The following is a 16,680-nucleotide window of genomic DNA, read 5'->3' on the forward strand; positions in this document are numbered from 1 at the left end:
CTAGCTCGCTGGGCCGCTGTCCGGCTGTCCTCAGGCGAGTTCGTCGAAGCACTCGCCAATGATGGCCAGCCCACGCTCCAGGTCCGCGTCGCTGACGGTCAGCGGCACGAGGATGCGCAGGACGTTGTAGTAGGTGCCGCAGGACAGGAGGATCAGCCCCTTGTCGCGAGCCTTGGCCACCAGCTTGGCGGTCAGGTCGGCGGCCGGCTTGTCGGTGTCGCCACCCTCGAACAGTTCCACCGCCACCATGGCGCCGAGGTTGCGCACGTCCACCAGGCTCTTGTGGCGCTCGCCGATGCGGCGCAGGCCGGCGGTGAGGATTTCACCCACGGACTTGGCGCGGTCCAGCAGCTTCTCGCTGTCGAAGGCGTCGATCACCGCCAGGGCGGCGGCGCAGGAGATAGGGCTGCCGGCATAAGTGCCGCCCAGGCCGCCCGGGGCCACGGCGTCCATGATCTCGGCGCGGCCGGACACGCCGGCCAGGGGGAAGCCGCCGGCGATGGACTTGGCGAAGGTGGTCAGGTCGGCGGCGACGCCCATCTGCTCCATGGCGAAGAAGGTGCCGGTGCGGCCGGCGCCGGTCTGCACTTCGTCGGCGATCAGGAGGATGCCGTGCTGGTCGCACAGGGCGCGCAGGCGGGCCATGAAGTCCTTGGGCGCGACGTTGAAGCCGCCCTCCCCTTGCACGGGCTCGAGGATGATGGCGGCGATATCGCCGGGCGCGGCATCGTTCTTGAAGATGCGCTCGATGCTGGCGATGGCTTCGTCGGTGGTCACGCCATGCACGGCGTTGGGGTACTGGGCGCGGTAGACGCCGCCGGGCATCAGGCCCATGCCGGCGGAGTAAGGCACCACCTTGCCGGTGAGCGACAGGGTGTACTGGGTGCGGCCGTGGTAGGCGCCGGTGAAGGCGATGACGCCGTTACGGCCGGTGGCGGCGCGGGCGATCTTGATGGCGTTCTCTACGGCTTCGGCGCCGGTGGTCACCAGCAGGGTCTTCTTCTCGAAGTCGCCCGGCACCAGTTGGTTGATCTTCTCGGCCAGGGCCACGTAGGGCTCGTAGCCGAAGACGTGGAAGCAGGTGTGGGTCAGCTTGGCCAGCTGTTCCTGCACGGCGGCCATGACCTTGGGGTGCAGGTGGCCGGTGTTGAGCACGGCGATGCCGCCGGCGAAGTCCAGGTACTCACGCCCTTCCACGTCCCAGACGGTGGCGTTCTCGGCGCGCTCGGCATAGATCTGGTGGATCTGGCCGACGCCACGGGGGATGGCGGCCATACGGCGTTGTTGCAGGCTCTGGTTGGTGTTCATGCTCGCTCCCAAGTTGCAGGTTGCACTGGACGAGGCCGCGCCCGCGCCGAGGCGACGGCCCGTCCGAAAAAAGAATGGAGTTGCCCGCCTGGCGCGGGTGGGTGCGCCAGGGGGCTTCGGGGTTACCGCGCCGCGCTTACACGCCGAGGCAGAGGTACTTGATCTCCAGGTAGTCATCGATGCCGTACTTGGAGCCTTCCCGGCCCAGGCCCGATGCCTTGACGCCGCCGAAGGGCGCCACTTCGTTGGAGATGATCCCGGTATTGATGCCGACGATGCCGTACTCCAGCGCCTCGGCCACGCGGAACACGCGGCCCAGGTCGCGGGCGTAGAAGTAGGCGGCCAGGCCGTACTCGGTGTCGTTGGAGCAGGCGATGACCTCGGCCTCGTCCTTGAAGCGGAACAGCGGCGCCAGCGGGCCGAAGGTCTCTTCCCTGGCGACGGCGGCGTTGTTCGGCACGTCCACCAGGATGGTCGGCTCGAAGAAGGTGCCGCCCAGGGCGTGGGGCTTGCCGCCAGCGACCAGGCGCGCGCCCTTGGCGACGGCGTCCTCGATGTGCTCCTGCACCTTGGCCACGGCCTTGGCGTCGATCAGCGGGCCGGTGGTGATGCCGTCTTCCAGGCCGTTGCCGATCTTCAGCCGGGCAACGGCGGCGGTGAGCTTGTCGACGAAGGCGTCGTACACGCCGTCCTGCACGTAGAGGCGGTTGGCGCAGACGCAGGTCTGGCCGTTGTTGCGGTACTTGGACACCAGCGCGCCTTCCACGGCGGCGTCCAGGTCGGCGTCGTCGAAGACGATGAAGGGGGCGTTGCCGCCCAGCTCCAGGGAGACCTTCTTGATGTCCTTGGCGCATTCGGCCATCAGCTGGCGGCCGATTTCGGTGGAGCCGGTGAAGGTGAGCTTGCGGACGATGGGGTTGCTGGTCAGCTCGCCGCCCACTTCGCCGGCCGAGCCGGTCACCACGCTCAGCACGCCCTTGGGAATGCCGGCGCGCTCGGCCAGTTCGGCCAGGGCCAGGGCGGAGTACGGGGTCTGCGAGGCGGGCTTGAGCACCATGGTGCAGCCGGCGGCCAGGGCCGGGCCGGCCTTGCGGGTGATCATCGCCGAGGGGAAGTTCCACGGGGTGATGGCGGCGGTCACGCCGATGGGCTGCTTGATGACCATCAGGCGCTTGTCCGGCTGGTGGCCGGGGATCATGTCGCCGTAGACGCGCTTGGCTTCCTCGCCGAACCATTCGAGGAAGGAGGCGGCGTAGGCGATCTCGCCACGGGATTCCACCAGCGGCTTGCCCTGCTCCAGGGTCATCAGCCGGGCCAGGTCTTCCTGGTTCTGCATCATCAGCTCGAACCAGCGGCGCAGGCGGTTGGCGCGGTCCTTGGCGGTGAGCGCGCGCCAGGCCGGCAGGGCGCGCTCGGCGGCCTCGATGGCGCGGCGGGTCTCGGCCACGCCCATCTTCGGCACGCTGCCGATCAGCTCGCCGGTGGCGGGGTTGTTGACCTTGAGGGTCTGGCCGTTGTCGGCGTCGACCCAGGCACCGTCGATATAGGCCTGCTGGCGGAACAGGCTGGAGTCTTTCAGTTGCACGCTTGTCATCCTCTCTGGGGGCGGTGGTGACGTCGGCTCAGCCGGCGGCCCGCTGCTTGTTGTCGATGGCTTTGGGGGCGAAGTTGCCGCCGGTTGCGGCGATCTGTTCACGGACCTTGTCGACGATGTGGGCGCCGATGGGGATCGCGGAGGTGGCGGCGGGCGACGGTGCGTTGCACACGTTGACGCTGCGCGGGGTGTTGACGAAGAGGAAGTCGTCGATGAGCTTGCCCTCGCGGGACACCGCCTGGGCACGCACGCCGGCCGGGTACGGGGTGAGGTCGGCCTTGGTGATGCTCGGGCAGTACTTCTGCACTTCCTTGAGGTAACCGCCCTTGAACAGGGAGTTCTTCATCTCGATCAGGCCCGGGCGCAGGTTCTTCGCCAGCACCTTGAGGATGCCGGGCGAGGTCAGGGTCTCGACCATGTCGGAGAGGGAGATGTCGGACTTGCGGTAGCCCTCGCGCTTCATCGCCAGCACGGCGTTGGGGCCGACGGTGACGGTGCCGTCGATCATCCGGGTCAGGTGCACGCCGAGGAAGGGCATGGACGGGTCCGGGATCGGGTAGATGAGGTGGTTGACGATCTGGTTGTGCTGCCTGGGCAGCAGGTAGTACTCGCCCCGGAAGGGGCAGATGATGAAGCTGGGTTCCAGGCCGAGCATGCGCACCACGCGGTCGGCCATCAGGCCCGAGCAGGTGATGAGGTAGCGGGCGCGGAACTCGTCGCCGGTGGTGCGGACGATGACCTGGTCGGCGCGCTCGTCCAGCCCGACCACTTCGGCGCTGTAGCGGATCTCGCCACCGGCGGCCTGGAATTCGCGGCCCATCGCGGCGGTGACTTCGGCGTAGCTGACGATGCCGCTGGAGGGCACGAAGATGCCGCCCAGACCGACGATGTTCGGCTCGCGCTCACGCAGTTCGGCGGCCGACAGCCAGTGGCGCTCCAGGCCGTTGGCGGCGGTGCGTTCCCAGAGCGCCTTCATGCGCTCCATTTCCAGCTCGTTGGTGGCCACCAGGAGCTTGCCGCACTCGTCGAAACGGATGCCGTGCTTGTTGCAGAAGGCCTTGGTGGCCTTGTTGCCTTCCAGGCAGAAGCGCGCCTTGAGGCTGCCGGGGGTGTAGTAGACGCCGGCGTGGATCACGCCGCTGTTGTGGCCGGTCTGGTGACGAGCCGGGCCGGACTCCTTTTCCAGGAGCAGGACCTTGGCGTCCGGGTAAACCTGCATCAGCTGCATCGCCGTGGACATGCCCACGATACCGCCGCCGATGATGATGAAATCGTACACAGCCATTACCTCGCGCACTGGCGTAGCTGAAGGTTGCCCGTAGGAGCGAGATCGCTCGCGAATATCCGTGCGCGGGACCTTCGCGAGCGGAGCTCGCTCCTACAACTGTTGCGCGCGGCGGAGGGCTGCTCCTCCGCGCTTCATTGATTATTGACCGCGCTGGTAAAGCGGCTTCTGGAAGCTGATGTAGCCGCGCTGGCGCATCAGTTCGCGACGCAGGCCCTCGTGGGGGATGAAGCGGTCGCGGCCGTGGAGCCAGAACAGGTTGTTGATCAGCAGGAAGCTGCCCACCGGCACGGGGATGGAGAGTTTCTGCGGGCTGCCTTCCAGGGATTCGGACAGGGCGTTGAGCCAGATGCCTTCCTCGAAATTCTCCGGCTGCACGAACTGGTCGATGTAGCGCATGGTCGGGCGGCCTTCGGAATCGGTGTCGAACACCGAGTGGAACACATCCTCGGTGACCTTCTTGCTCGGCGGTGCGGTCCAGCGCATTTCGCGGCGGGCCAGCGGGTGACGGTAGAACTCGTCGCACTGCGCCCAGTCGTCCAGGTGCAGCAGCAGGGAATTGCCGCCTTCCATGTTCTTCTCGTCGATCTTCAGCATCAGCACGTAGTCGGTGATCTGGTTCACGAAGGTGCCGTCGTTGTGCAGCTCCATCACGCGGTGCGGCTGGCGCAGGTAGCTGTCGGAGTTGTCGGTGTTCACCACCACGAAGCGGGCGTAGTACTGGCCGCTCATGGCGTCGTAGTTGGAACGGCCGATCAGGTGGGCGCAGGCGGTGGTGAACTTCACCATGTCCTCGGCCTGGCTCACGTCATCCAGCCCTTCGGGGGTGATCAGCATCGCGCCGGTGCCACGGTCGAGGATGGTGTTCAGCAGCACCGGGCGCAGGGTGCCTTCGCACAGGTCGTCGAGGACCTGGCCCACGCGAAAGCGCAGGAAGGACTTGTATTCCAGCGCCTGCACCGGCCACTCGCCCACCGCCTTGACGAAAGCCTCGACCGTTTTGCGGGCGAACTTCACCTCGAGTACGCGCGGCGATTGCTGGGCAGGTTCGACGGTGAACCCACGGGTCTCCAGCGGCAACGGCATCACGGGGTTCTCGATCTTCGTAAAGGCGTTCATGGCGGTTTCCTGGCAAAGAGGGGGTAGGCAGCGCCCTGATCTGGCGGGCGAGCAAAAAAATATCGCCACAAACAAAAAATGTCTACATTTTTGCTAAACGAAAATAAAACAGACGTTTGTCCACTGTTTCTCGGCGAAAAGACGTTTCGGTATGATCGGCAAAACGTTTTGAGGAACAGGACCTTGGAAGCACTCGCCCCTCGTCAGAACTCGGCTTTCAGCGGGTATGAGTGGCTCAAACAGGACATCATCCGTGGCGTGTTCAAGCCCGGTGAAAAGCTGCTGATGAGCACCCTGAAGGATCGCTACGACCTCGGCGTCGGCCCGCTGCGCGAGGCCCTCTCGCAACTGGTGGCGGAGAAGCTGGTGGTCGCCATCAGCCAGAAGGGCTACCGCGTGGCGCCCATGTCCCTGGACGAGATGAAGGACATCTACGACGCCCGCGCCAACCTGGAGGCGATGATCGTCGGCCTGGCCATCGAGCGCGGCGACGACGCCTGGGAAGCCCAGGTGCTGGCCCATTCCCACACCCTGGCCAAGGTGGTGGAGGTGAAGACCCGCGAGCAGCGCCTGGATATCTGGGACCAGCGGCACAAGGCCTTCCACACCGCCATCGCCGCCGGTTGCGGTTCCAAGCACCTGTTGCAGGCGCGCACCTACCTGTTCGACCAGGCCGAACGCTACCGCCACCTGTGGCTGACCCAGACGGTGTTCTCGGAAGAGGCGCTGGAGCGCAAGCGCCAGGAACACGCGGCCCTGGTGGACGCCATCCTCGCCCGCGACGCCGCCCGCGCCAGCGAAATGATGCGCACCCACCTGATGACGCCGGTGCCGATCATCGCCGAGATCATGGCCGCCGAAGGCATCGGCAACCCCGTCCGCTGAGCCGCCCTGAGCGGCACGGGCGATCCATCCGCAGCCTGCGCTGCGATCAGGGTTCGAGGCAACGCCCCCGGGCATGGCGGGATTGAGACCCGCCCCGGGGCCTACCCATGCCGAAAAATCATCCGTGCATGACTAAAAATGGGTTGTCGGACAATCCCCTCTGGCCCCATTTTGTCGCCCTCCCTGGGGCCGAGCGCCCCGTGAAACCCTGAAACAAGAACAAGAGGGGATGTCGATGCGTGCAGAGTCGGGCCTGATGAAGGGCCTCAATCCCACCGTGACGCTCAGCTCGGTGCTGATGGTGCTGGCTTTCGTGGTGGGCTGTGTACTCCATGCGGAGGGCGCGGCCAAGGTCTTCCAGGCCAGTTCGGACTTCGTCCTGCAGCAGTTCAAGTGGTTCTACCTGAGTGTGGTCACCGGCGTCCTCGGGCTGCTGGTCTACCTCGCCATGAGCCGCTTCGGCCATATCAAGCTGGGCCGCGATGAGGACGCCCCGGAATTCAGCTTCGGCTCCTGGATCGCCATGCTGTTCAGTGGCGGCATGGGCATCGGCCTGATCTTCTGGTCCGTGGCCGAGCCCATGTACCACTACGCCGGCAACCCCTTCGCCAGCGGGCTCACCGACGAGGCGGCCACCACCGCCATGCGCATCACCCTCTTTCATTGGGGCCTGCACCCCTGGGCCATCTTCGCCATCATCGGCCTGGCGCTGGCCTACTTCGCCTACCGCAAGGGCCTGCCGCTGAGCATGCGCTCGATCCTCTACCCGCTGATCGGCGAGCGTATCCACGGCAAGGCGGGCGACCTGGCGGACAGCCTGGCGGCGGTGATCACCGCCTTTGGTGTCTCCCTGTCCCTCGGCATGGGCGTGGTGCAGATGAACACCGGCCTGGCCCAGGTCTTCGACCTGCCGATCAACCTCAGTGTGCAGGTGTGCCTGGTGATCGCCATCAGCCTGGTCACCACCCTGTCGGTGATGGCCGGGGTGTCCCGGGGCATGAAGATCCTTTCGGAGTGGAACATGCTCCTCTCCGTGGTGCTGGTGGCAGCGGTGCTCTGCCTGGGGCCGACCCGCTACATCCTCAACCTGATGCTGGAAAGCACCGGCGACTACGCACAGAACCTGATGCACCTGAGCTTCTGGAGCGACGCCCAGAAGGACGAGGGCTGGCAGAACCTGTGGACGGCCTTCTACTGGTCCTGGTGGCTGACCTGGGGCCCCTTCGTCGGCCTGTTCATCGCCCGCATCTCCCGTGGGCGCACCGTGCGCGAGCTGATCGTCGGCGCACTGCTGGTACCGACCCTGGTGACCATCGTCTGGATGTCGGTGTTCGGCGGCTCGGCGCTCAAATCCGAGCGCGACGAACGCCTGCAGCACCAGCAACAGGTAGCGGCCGGCCAGGTGCTGGGCGAGGCGGCCGAGTTCAAGGGCGGCGAAGTGCTCAAGGCCACCCAGGCGGAAACATCCTCAGCCATGTTCGTGCTGATGCAACGCATCGATTCCGGCCTGCTGGGCAAGGCCCTGAGCATCCTGGTATGCATCCTCCTGGCCACCTACTTCATCACCTCGGCGGATTCCGGGACCCAGGTGCTCTGTACCCTGAGCGCCAACGGCCAGGTGGATACGTCGAAAGGCATCCGCCTGCTCTGGTGCGTGCTGGAGGCCGGCATCGCCATCGCCCTGCTGCTGGCCGGTGGGCTCAAGGCGATCCAGATGGCGAGCATCGCCGCCGGCCTGCCCATCGCGCTGTTCGTGGTGGTGCTGAGCTACAGCCTGATGCGCTGCCTGCGCCAGGAAGGCACCGCCTTCCTGCCCGCCCCTCCCGGTGATCGCCGGCTTCCCGGCCAGGCCCCGCACCTGGTGGACGTGCTGGCCACGGCCCAGGCCTCCCGCGGTGACGGGACGGACGCCGGCCTGACGGCCCGCAAGCGGGTGTGAAGGAAGCGCGGGCTCGCTAGGACAACCCCCTCTCCCTCCGGGAGAGGGCTGGGGTGAGGGAAACGCCGGCTCGCTCGGCCAACCCCCTCTCCCTCCGGGAGAGGGCTGGGGTGAGGGAAACGCCGGCTCGCTCGAACAGCCCCCTCTCCCTCCGGGAGAGGGCTGGGGAGAGGGAAACGGTGCGCGGCTCGGTCCTGACCTTCGCTCGGTGCGCACGGCGCACCCTACATCCCGATCCCGATCCCGATCCCGAGCGCAGCGTGCAGGCCCCCCGGCCTCAGACGCTCTCCGTCAGCCACTGGCGGAACTGCCGGACGCTCTGCCGTGGGCTGCACGCGCCGGGACGCTCCAGCAGGCAGAAGCTGCCCTCGGTCTTGAGGGACAGCCCATTCGGGCGCACCAGGGCGCCGGTCAGCAGGTGATCGTCCACCAGTTGGTGCCAGCCCAGGGCCACGCCCTGTCCGGTCAGGGCCGACTGCAGTAGCAGGCTGTAGCTGTTGATGTTGATCCGCTGCCGAGGCGTCACGCCCCCCAGTCCGAGACGTACCAGCCATTCCGGCCAGCCGATCCAGTCCCGCTGGGTGGCCTCCAGCCAGAGCCAGGTGCAATCCGCCAGCCCGGCCCCATCGGCCAGCTGTGGGTGGCGTTCCAGGTAGGCCGGGCTGCAAACGGGGAAGACTTCTTCGGCGAACAACGGGGTCACCCGCATGTCCCGGGGCGGCTTGCTGCAGTAGTAGAGCGCCAGGTCGCAATCCAGCCGGGCGAAGTCCCGCACCTGGTCATCGGCGACGATGCGCAGGTCGATATCCTCGAAGCGGCTCTTGAACGCCGGCACCCGTGGCAATAGCCAGTGGGCGGCCAGTGCCGTGCTGGTGACCACCGTCACCTGCTGGTCGCCGCGCCAGTGGCGGACCTCGTCGGTGGATCTGGCCAGGTGCAGCAGGCTGTCACGCACCGTGTCGTAGTAGCGGGCGCCGGTGGGAGTGAGGTGGACAGTGCGGATGCCCCGCTCGAACAGGGGCTTGCCCAGGTAGTCCTCCAGGTGACGGACCTGGCGACTGATGGCGCCCTGGGTGACGTTCAGTTCCGTGGCGGCCAGGGTAAAGCTCAGGTGCCGGGCCGCCGCTTCGAAGGCGATCAGGCTGTTCAGGGGAGGCAGGGGATGGATCTTCATGATTCGGGTCAACCGCGATGGGTGTTCTCATCGATGGCGCGATCTTAGGCGGCCCCTCCCTCCCCCGTCGCCTGGGCTGGCGGCGATGGGTATCCCGGTGTCGCTGCCGGCTTGGTCAGGTCATCCGCGCCGGCCAGTTGCGACTGGATATCCGGGGCGCCCTGGTGAAGCAGGTGCCGTGGCTCCATGGCTGAGTCCATCAGCGACCTTTGCACCCTCCACGGGTTCTGGCTAGATTTGTCCAGAAATCCTGAGGTCGGATCATGATTACCATTCCACTGGGCGAAGCGAAGAACAACCTGTCGAAGCTGGTGGATGAAGCCGCCGCCGGGCAGGTCATCACGATATCCAAACATGGCCGCGCCATGGCTCGGCTGGTACCGGCAGGCAAGCCGTCCGAACGACGCATTGGCGCCATGAAGGGCCAGTTGACTGTCCCGGACGATTTCGACGCCCCCTTGCCGGACGAACTGCTGGACGCCTTTGAAGGCACCGCGCGGTGAGGGTGCTGCTGGATACCCATATCCTGCTCTGGGCCCTCATGGACAGCCCGAAACTGTCCCCGCGTGCTCGCAGGCATATCGAGGAGGCAGCCGAGGTCTATGTGAGCGCGGCCAGCTTCTGGGAAATGTCCATCAAGGCGGGCCTGGGCAAGCTGGACATCGACCTCGAGGCCGTGCGTAACGGCTGCCGGACAAGCGGCTTCACCGAGATCCCGATAGCCGTCGAACACTGCCTGGCAACCCGGGACCTTCCCCACCACCACCGCGATCCGTTCGACCGGATCCTGGTTGCCACCGCTGTTACAGAGCCCATGCGCTTGCTGACCGCCGATCCCCTGGTAGTGAAGTACACCGAGCTGGCCGTCCTGGTCTGAAGCTTTCCCTCGCCAATCCCCCCTCTCATTTCTCCGCTCCTTGCCGTCGGCGAGAAGGCACGGCCGACTCATGGGCTTGCCTTTAGTAAAAAATACGTTAATTTTTTTACTCTCAAATAAAAAATAACAATAACTTGAACTCCAGCCGGCTCGACGACCGCAGGCGGAGGACAAGACCCGAGGGAGGGAACATGAGCCAGTACCTGATCGGCATCATCGCCAGCGTGCTCTGCTTCATCGCCGTGGGGAACTATGCAGGCCGCAAGGTGAAGCACCTCGACGACTACTACGTGGCGGGGCGCAACGCCCCCACCCTGCTGATCGTCGGCACCCTGGTCGCGAGCTTTCTCAGCACCAACGCCTTCATGGGGGAAACCGGTTTCGCCTACGAGGGCTACGCCTTCCTGATGCTGGTGCTGGTGGCGGTGAACAGCAGCGGCTACGTGGTGGGGGCGCTGTTCTTCGGCCGCTACGTCCGACGCAGCCAGGCCCTGACCATTCCCGAGTTCTTCGGCAAGCGCTTCGCCTCGCGCCGGGTGCAGGCGGCGGCGGGCCTGACCACCCTCATCGGCCTGGCCGCCTACCTGGTGGCGGTGACCCAGGGCGCGGCGCTGCTGGTGAGCGAGATCGGTGGCCTGCCCTACTGGCAATCGCTGTTGCTGGTGTGGGCCGGCTACAGCCTCTTCACCCTCTACTCCGGCTCCCGGGGCGTGGTGCTGACCGACACCCTGATGTTCCTGCTGTTCACCGCCGCCGCCTTCCTCGGCGCCTGGTTCCTGCTGGATGCCACCGGCGGGCTGGAACGCACCGTCAGCGAGCTGGCGCGCTTCGAGCAGCGGCCCGGCATCCTCGCCTGGCACGGGCTGGTGGGCGAAAACGCCTACTGGGGCTCCCCGGCCAGCAGCCTGGGCTGGGCGCTGGTCCTCGGCCTCGCCTGGGGCACCGTGGTGGCGGTCAGTCCCTGGCAGACCAGCCGCTACCTGATGGCCCGCAATGAGCAGGTGGTGCTGCGCTCGGCCTGCTTCTCGGCGCTGATCCTGATGCTGCTCTACGTCGTGCTGATGCTGATGGGCGCGGCCATCAACCTGGTCAACCCGGCCATCGAGAACCCGGAGAAGGCGGTGATCTGGGCGGCCATGAACCTCATGCCCGACTGGCTCGGCGTGCTGCTGATCACCGGGATCATGTCCGCCGCCCTGTCCTCCTGCTCCACCTTCCTCTCGCTGATCGGCTTCAGCGTCACCAACGACCTGGTGAAGCTGGACCTCGACGAAGCGCGGATGCTTCGGCTGAGTCGCCGGGTGATGCTGGCCAGCGGCCTGGTGAGCCTGGCCATCGCCTTCATCCGCCCCTCCGCCATCATGTGGATCACCTACTTCGCCGGCACCCTGTTCGCCTCGTCCTGGGGACCGGTGGCCTTCATGAGCGTCTGGAGCCGGCGCATCACCGCCCCGGCGGCCTTCTGGGGCATAGTCGCCGGCTTCCTCGGCAACATCCTCGCCAGCTTCCTGCGCAAGCTGGGGCTGGTGGACCTGCCGGTCTACCTCGACCCACTGATCATCGGCGGCCTGGCGAGCCTCGCCTGCATCCTGCTGATCAGCCGCCATACCCGAGTCAGCGAGGCGGAACGACGCTTCCTCGCCGGCCTGCACCGGACCCCGGAGGCCGAACGCGATTTCGCGGCGGTGAGCCGGACCCTGCTGGTACCACGCCTGATGATGCTGGGCGGCGTCCTGCTGGCCGCCTGGCTGATCCAGTCCTATGCCATTCCCTTCAACCTCGCCCTGGCCCCTTGAGGCGCCGGGCACACCCTGTGGAGGACCCGATATGGGGGCTTATCTGCTGGCGATCTACTATGGCGCGATGCTTTTCGGCATGGGCGCCCTGGCCCACTGGGTCATCGCTCGGGACTACCGGGCGGTCGATCGCGAAGTCGGGACCCTGACCCGGGAGGCACCATGACCCGGCCGCTGTTTCCACAGCTGTTCAGTCCCCTGGTGATTCGCGGCGCGCGCCTGAAGAACCGGATCATGTCCACCGGGCACGACACCTCGCTGCCCACCGATGGGCGGATCAACGACGCCCTGGTGGCCTACCACGCCGCCCGCGCCCGGGGCGGCGCCGGCCTGATCGTCACCCAGGTGGCGGGGGTCCACGAAACCGCCCGCTACACCTCCCACATGCTGATGGCCACCGACGATGCCTGCATCCCCGGTTACCGCAAGCTGGCCGAGGCCTGCCACGCCCATGATTGCCGGGTGTTCGCCCAGTTGTTCCACCCTGGCCGGGAGATCATGGAAAGCGGCGACGGACTGCTGGCGGTGGCCTACTCCGCCTCCAGCGTGCCCAACGAGCGCTTCCGCGTGATGCCCCGGCAACTGACCCCGGCGCTGATCGCCGAGATCGTGGAAGGCTACGCCCAGGCCGCCCGGCGCATCCGGCAGGCGGGCCTGGATGGCGTGGAACTGGTGGCGAGCCACGGCTACCTGCCCGCGCAGTTCCTCAACCCCCGGATCAACCGCCGGGACGATGACTACGGCGGCGGGCTGGACAACCGCCTGCGCTTCCTGCGGGAGTTACTGGACGCCCTGCGCGCCGCCACCGATGAGGACTTCGTCATCGGCCTGCGCATCAGCGCCGGGGAATGCGACGAGCAGGGGCTGAGCGTCGAGGAAGCCCTGGAAAGCTGCCGACACCTGCAGTCGCGCCTGGATTACCTGAGCCTGGTGGCCGGCACCTCGGCGTCCCACGGCGGCGCGGTGCACATCGTGCCGCCCATGGCCATCGCCAACGCCTACCTGGCCGGCGAGGCGGGGCTGTTCCGCGCGGCGCTGGACATCCCGGTGTTCGTCGCCGGCCGCATCAACCAGCCCCAGGACGCCGAAGCCCTGCTCGCCGCCGGTCAGGCCGACATCTGCGGCATGACCCGCGCGCTGATCTGCGACCCGGAGATGCCCGGCAAGGCCGCCGAGGGCCGCCCGGACGACATCCGCGCCTGCATCGCCTGCAACCAGGCCTGCATCGGCCACTTCCACCGGGGCCTGCCGATCTCCTGCATCCAGCACCCGGAAACCGGACGCGAGCTGCAGTACGACGGTCTGGCTCCCGCCACCCGGCGCAAGCGGGTGATGGTGATCGGTGGCGGGCCAGGCGGGATGAAAGCCGCCATCACCGCCGCCCGACGTGGCCACGAGGTGACGCTGTTCGAAGCCGGCAGCCAGCTCGGCGGCCAGGCCCTGCTGGCGCAGCTCCTGCCCCGCCGCGCGGAGTTCGGCGGCATTGTCAGCAACCTGTCGCGGGAGCTGACACTGGCCGGCGTGCGGGTCGAGCGCAATTGCCGCGTCGACCGCGCCCTGGTGGAACGCGCGCGCCCCGACGCCGTGGTGCTGGCCACCGGCGCCCACCCCTATCGACCGGAGTTTCCCAACGACGGCCTGCACGTGGTGGATGCCTGGGAGGTGCTGCGGGGCGATGTGGAGGTGGGCGGTCGGGTACTGGTCACCGACTGGCGCTGCGACTGGATCGGCCCCGGCATCGCCGAGAAGCTCACCCGCGCCGGCAGCCGCGTGCAGCTGGCGGTGAACGGCCCGCACATGGGCGAGGCCCTGCCCCTCTACGTACGCGACCAACTGGCCGGGGAACTGCATCGCCTGGGCATCGCCGTGATTCCCTACGCGCGGCTCTACGGCTGCGACGGCGATACCGTCTACCTGCAACACAGCGCCAGCGGCGAGCCCATCGTCCTCGAAGGCATCGACACCCTGGTGCTCTGCCAGGGCCACCAGCCGGTGGACGACCTGCGGGAGGAACTGGAGGGCCTGGTCGAACTTCACGCCCTCGGCGACTGCCTGGCCCCGCGCACGGCGGAAGAGGCGGTGTACGAGGGGCTGAAGGTGGGCTGCGCGCTCTGAGTCGAGCGCAGGCCCGGCCCTTCCGGCCGGGCCTGGCAGGGCTCAACTGGCCGCGCTGACGGCCCGGTCACGGGGCTTGCGGGTCATCAGGGCGAACAGGCTGAGGGCCGACAGCGCGAACAGCGCATGGACGCCGATCATCGGCCAGGCGCTGGCGTCCTGCAGCGCGCCGAGGAGCAGGCCGCTCAGGGTGGCGCCGAGCATCTGCGAGAAGCCCATCAGGCCCGCCGCCAGCCCGGCGCGGTGCGCATTGGGCATCACCACGCCGGCCACCGAGGCGGGTATCAGCATGCCGCCGCCCAGGGTCACCAGCGCCTGCGGCAGGGAAAGCCCCAGGACCGACAACCCCAGGGTGGCGTGGACCAGTACCGTCAGCGCGGCTCCCGCCGCCACCAGGCTGACGCCGATGCCGACGATGCGCTGCGGCCCCAGCTGCAGGATCCTCCGCTGGGTGAACAGGGCCCCGGCGATCAACCCGGAGATGGTGGCGCCGAAAGCCAGCCCGTACTCCGCCGAAGACAGGCCCAGCATTCCGATGTAGACCGACGACGACCCCGCGACCACCGCGAACATGGCGCCATAGGTGCCCGCCAGGGTCAGCGCCAGGGCGCGGCTGGCGGGCTGCCGGAGCAGGTCCAGGTAGTCCCGCGCCAGGGTCGCCGGATGACCCGCCTTCGGGTCCAGGCTGGGATTGCTCTCGCGGTAGAAGGCCAGCACCGCCAGCAGCGCGGTGCCGCCGACAGCCAGGGAGGCCAGGATGGGTGCCTGCCAGCCGCCCACTTGGGTCAGCAGGCCCCCCGCCATGGGCGCCAGGGCGATCGCCGACAGCATGCCGATCACCGTCAGCGCCAGGGCCGGTGCCGCCTGAGCCTTCCACACATCGCGGACAATGGCCCGCGCCAGCACCAGGGCGGCGCAGGCCCCCAGGCCCTGGACCACCCGGCCGAGAACGAAGCCAGCCATGTCGTCCGCCAGCAGCATCCAGGCGGTGGCGGCCAGGTAGAGGCTGAGCCCGCCGATCAGCACCGGGCGCCGGCCCACCCGGTCCGACAGGGGCCCCAGCAGCAACTGGCCGACACCGAAGGCGGCAACGAAGGCGGACAGCGCCGCCAGGCTGGCGCCGTGCGCGGCTCCCAGGCCCCGCTCGATGCCGCCCAGCGCGGGAATGATCAGCTGGGTGGATATCTCCCCCAGGGCGGTCAGCACCATGAGGATGGCCAGCAGCAGGCGAGACGGGTTCATTGCGCCTCTCCTTCTTCCCGGGCATCCAGTACCAGCGCCATCAGTTGCGCCTCCAGGTTCTGCCAGTCGTCGACACTGACAGCGTGCGGCGCACCGCAGCTTCCGCCGTCCACTCGCTGTTGTTCGTTCATTGCAGGTACCTCCAGGCGATGCATTGAGATGACGAGTGACATATATACACCGAATTAGATTATGCATATCATATTTTCGACCTGCGGCATGTCCGCTCACCGAACCCGAGGCCATCGCCATGAACCCTCTCCGCCTTGCTCCCTTCGCCCTGGTGCCTGCCCTGCTGATGCTCGGCGGCTGTGACAGCCAGGCCGACAGCAGCGCCACCGCGCCACGGCCCCGGGCGGTGCTGGTGGCCGAAGTCCAGGCCGCCAGCCAACAGGATGCCCTCTACACCGGCGTGGTGGCGGCCCGCACCGCCAGCGACCTGGGCTTTCGCGTTGGCGGCAAGGTGATCGCCCGCAACGTGGACCCGGGCACCCGCGTCAAGCGTGGCGACGTGTTGCTGGTGCTGGACAACACCGACTTCGAACTGGCCCTGCGCGCCGCGCGCAACCGGGTGTCCGCCGCCGAAGCGGAACTGCGCCAGGCCCGTGACGACGAGGCCCGCTATCGCCGCCTGGCCGGTACCGGCGCGGTGTCCCGCCAGGTGTTCGACCAGGCCGCCACCCGCCTGCGGGTGGCCCAGGCAGATCGGGCCGCGGCCGTCTCGGAAGCCGCCCAGGTGGAGAACCGCCGCACCTACTCGACCCTGAAAGCCGACGCCGATGGCGTGATCACCGACGTCCGCGTGGACCGTGGCCAGGTGGTGGCCGAAGGGCAGATCGTCGCCAGCCTCGCCCATGACGGCGCCCGGGAAGCGGTGATCGACATTCCGGAAACCCAGCGCACCCTCGCCGGCCATTCGGCCCGCGCCTATCCCTATGGCGCCAGCGGCGATGCCGTCCCCGCGCAACTGCGGGAACTCTCGGCGGCGGCGGACACCACCACCCGCACCTTCCGTGCGCGCTACACCCTGGGCGGCGACTCCAGCGCCCTGGCCATCGGTTCCACCGTCACCCTGCGCCTGGATGGCGATGCCCGGCAGCGACAGGTGCGGGTCCCCCTGGGCGCCCTGCACGACAAGGGCCAGGGCGCCGGCGTCTGGGTCATCGATGCCCAGTCGCGGGTAAAACTGCGCCCGGTCCGGGTCGCTCGCCTGGAACAGGAAGAGGCGGTGCTGGAGGGTGGCGTACAGCCGGGTGAACGCATCGTCGCCCTGGGCGCCCACCTGCTCAATGCCGATGACCCCGTCCGCGAGCTGCCAGCCCCCGAGCTGGCCCTGGAGCGCTGAG

At 67.7% G+C, this 16,680-nt stretch carries 15 protein-coding genes; 8 read left to right on the forward strand and 7 right to left on the reverse strand.

Translation table 11 applies throughout. The annotated features are described in order from the left end of the window. Positions 1-30: 30 nt before the first annotated feature. The 4 genes from gabT to glaH all read right to left on the reverse strand — a co-directional run bounded on the left by gabT (position 31) and on the right by glaH (position 5,306). Complete coding sequence (gabT, locus tag KF707C_RS20735; RefSeq protein ID WP_003450129.1) at positions 31-1,308, reverse strand: 4-aminobutyrate--2-oxoglutarate transaminase; 1,278 nt, start codon at positions 1,306-1,308, stop codon at positions 31-33. Positions 1,309-1,444: 136 nt separating this feature from the next. Further along, the gene (gene gabD, locus KF707C_RS20740; RefSeq protein WP_003450130.1) at positions 1,445-2,893 is read right to left on the reverse strand and encodes an NADP-dependent succinate-semialdehyde dehydrogenase; all 1,449 of its coding nucleotides are present in this window, start codon (positions 2,891-2,893) and stop codon (positions 1,445-1,447) included. A gap of 37 nt (positions 2,894-2,930) precedes the next feature. Further along, positions 2,931-4,181, reverse strand: coding sequence for an L-2-hydroxyglutarate oxidase (gene lhgO, locus KF707C_RS20745; protein WP_003450132.1), 1,251 nt, complete (start codon positions 4,179-4,181; stop codon positions 2,931-2,933). A 147-nt stretch (positions 4,182-4,328) separates the two neighbouring features. Next, a complete protein-coding gene (gene glaH, locus KF707C_RS20750) occupies positions 4,329-5,306 on the reverse strand; it encodes a glutarate dioxygenase GlaH (protein ID WP_003450135.1) in 978 nt (325 codons plus the stop codon). Between the two features lie 183 nt (positions 5,307-5,489). On the opposite strand from glaH, the gene csiR reads away from it, so the two are divergent. Further along, positions 5,490-6,191, forward strand: a complete 702-nt coding sequence (gene csiR, locus KF707C_RS20755) for a DNA-binding transcriptional regulator CsiR (RefSeq protein ID WP_003450137.1) — start codon at positions 5,490-5,492, stop codon at positions 6,189-6,191. Positions 6,192-6,426: 235 nt separating this feature from the next. Next, entirely contained in the window at positions 6,427-8,130 is a 1,704-nt protein-coding gene (locus KF707C_RS20760) for a BCCT family transporter (protein WP_036992136.1), read from the forward strand. 277 nt (positions 8,131-8,407) lie between these two features. On the opposite strand, the gene KF707C_RS20765 is transcribed toward KF707C_RS20760, so the two are convergent. Continuing rightward, the gene (locus KF707C_RS20765) at positions 8,408-9,304 is read right to left on the reverse strand and encodes a LysR substrate-binding domain-containing protein (RefSeq protein ID WP_003449274.1); all 897 of its coding nucleotides are present in this window, start codon (positions 9,302-9,304) and stop codon (positions 8,408-8,410) included. Positions 9,305-9,567: 263 nt separating this feature from the next. Here KF707C_RS20765 and KF707C_RS20770 point away from each other — a divergent pair, with 263 nt between their 5' ends. From KF707C_RS20770 to KF707C_RS20785, 5 genes are all read left to right on the forward strand, one after another. Then, positions 9,568-9,807 carry a type II toxin-antitoxin system Phd/YefM family antitoxin gene (locus tag KF707C_RS20770; RefSeq protein ID WP_003449278.1) on the forward strand — a complete coding sequence of 80 codons (240 nt, stop codon included), beginning with the start codon at positions 9,568-9,570 and terminating at the stop codon, positions 9,805-9,807. Continuing rightward, positions 9,804-10,181 (forward strand): type II toxin-antitoxin system VapC family toxin, encoded by a 378-nt coding sequence (locus tag KF707C_RS20775; RefSeq protein ID WP_003449280.1) that lies wholly within the window; start codon positions 9,804-9,806, stop codon positions 10,179-10,181. Before KF707C_RS20770 ends, KF707C_RS20775 begins: the two co-directional genes overlap by 4 nt. Before the next feature lie 191 nt (positions 10,182-10,372). Then, the gene (locus tag KF707C_RS20780; protein ID WP_003449282.1) at positions 10,373-11,977 is read left to right on the forward strand and encodes a sodium:solute symporter family protein; all 1,605 of its coding nucleotides are present in this window, start codon (positions 10,373-10,375) and stop codon (positions 11,975-11,977) included. A 31-nt stretch (positions 11,978-12,008) separates the two neighbouring features. After that, positions 12,009-12,143, forward strand: coding sequence for a hypothetical protein (locus KF707C_RS29960; protein WP_003449285.1), 135 nt, complete (start codon positions 12,009-12,011; stop codon positions 12,141-12,143). After that, a complete protein-coding gene (locus tag KF707C_RS20785; protein ID WP_003449286.1) occupies positions 12,140-14,092 on the forward strand; it encodes an oxidoreductase in 1,953 nt (650 codons plus the stop codon). The genes KF707C_RS29960 and KF707C_RS20785 overlap by 4 nt, the downstream gene beginning before the upstream one ends. Before the next feature lie 42 nt (positions 14,093-14,134). Here KF707C_RS20785 and KF707C_RS20790 read toward each other — a convergent pair whose 3' ends face one another. Together KF707C_RS20790 and KF707C_RS29965 are read right to left on the reverse strand one after the other, a co-directional pair. Further along, complete coding sequence (locus tag KF707C_RS20790; protein WP_003449288.1) at positions 14,135-15,334, reverse strand: MFS transporter; 1,200 nt, start codon at positions 15,332-15,334, stop codon at positions 14,135-14,137. Next, positions 15,331-15,465 carry a hypothetical protein gene (locus KF707C_RS29965; protein ID WP_003449290.1) on the reverse strand — a complete coding sequence of 45 codons (135 nt, stop codon included), beginning with the start codon at positions 15,463-15,465 and terminating at the stop codon, positions 15,331-15,333. The genes KF707C_RS20790 and KF707C_RS29965 overlap by 4 nt, the downstream gene beginning before the upstream one ends. A gap of 119 nt (positions 15,466-15,584) precedes the next feature. Between KF707C_RS29965 and KF707C_RS20795 the strand changes: the two genes are divergently transcribed. After that, complete coding sequence (locus tag KF707C_RS20795; protein ID WP_003449292.1) at positions 15,585-16,679, forward strand: efflux RND transporter periplasmic adaptor subunit; 1,095 nt, start codon at positions 15,585-15,587, stop codon at positions 16,677-16,679. Position 16,680: the final 1 nt, after the last annotated feature.

Origin of the sequence: Pseudomonas furukawaii, from assembly GCF_002355475.1 — a bacterium.
Taxonomy (GTDB): Bacteria; Pseudomonadota; Gammaproteobacteria; order Pseudomonadales; family Pseudomonadaceae; genus Metapseudomonas; species Metapseudomonas furukawaii.

Coding starts and splice junctions, on each gene's coding strand:
- KF707C_RS20780 (WP_003449282.1), top strand. CDS start 10,373: ATGAGCCAGTACCTGATCGGCATCATCGCCAGCGTGCTCTGCTTCATC.
- KF707C_RS29960 (WP_003449285.1), top strand. CDS start 12,009: ATGGGGGCTTATCTGCTGGCGATCTACTATGGCGCGATGCTTTTCGGC.
- KF707C_RS20785 (WP_003449286.1), top strand. CDS start 12,140: ATGACCCGGCCGCTGTTTCCACAGCTGTTCAGTCCCCTGGTGATTCGC.
- KF707C_RS29965 (WP_003449290.1), bottom strand. CDS start 15,465: ATGAACGAACAACAGCGAGTGGACGGCGGAAGCTGCGGTGCGCCGCAC.
- KF707C_RS20760 (WP_036992136.1), top strand. CDS start 6,427: ATGCGTGCAGAGTCGGGCCTGATGAAGGGCCTCAATCCCACCGTGACG.
- gabT (WP_003450129.1), bottom strand. CDS start 1,308: ATGAACACCAACCAGAGCCTGCAACAACGCCGTATGGCCGCCATCCCC.
- KF707C_RS20765 (WP_003449274.1), bottom strand. CDS start 9,304: ATGAAGATCCATCCCCTGCCTCCCCTGAACAGCCTGATCGCCTTCGAA.
- glaH (WP_003450135.1), bottom strand. CDS start 5,306: ATGAACGCCTTTACGAAGATCGAGAACCCCGTGATGCCGTTGCCGCTG.
- KF707C_RS20770 (WP_003449278.1), top strand. CDS start 9,568: ATGATTACCATTCCACTGGGCGAAGCGAAGAACAACCTGTCGAAGCTG.
- KF707C_RS20795 (WP_003449292.1), top strand. CDS start 15,585: ATGAACCCTCTCCGCCTTGCTCCCTTCGCCCTGGTGCCTGCCCTGCTG.
- KF707C_RS20790 (WP_003449288.1), bottom strand. CDS start 15,334: ATGAACCCGTCTCGCCTGCTGCTGGCCATCCTCATGGTGCTGACCGCC.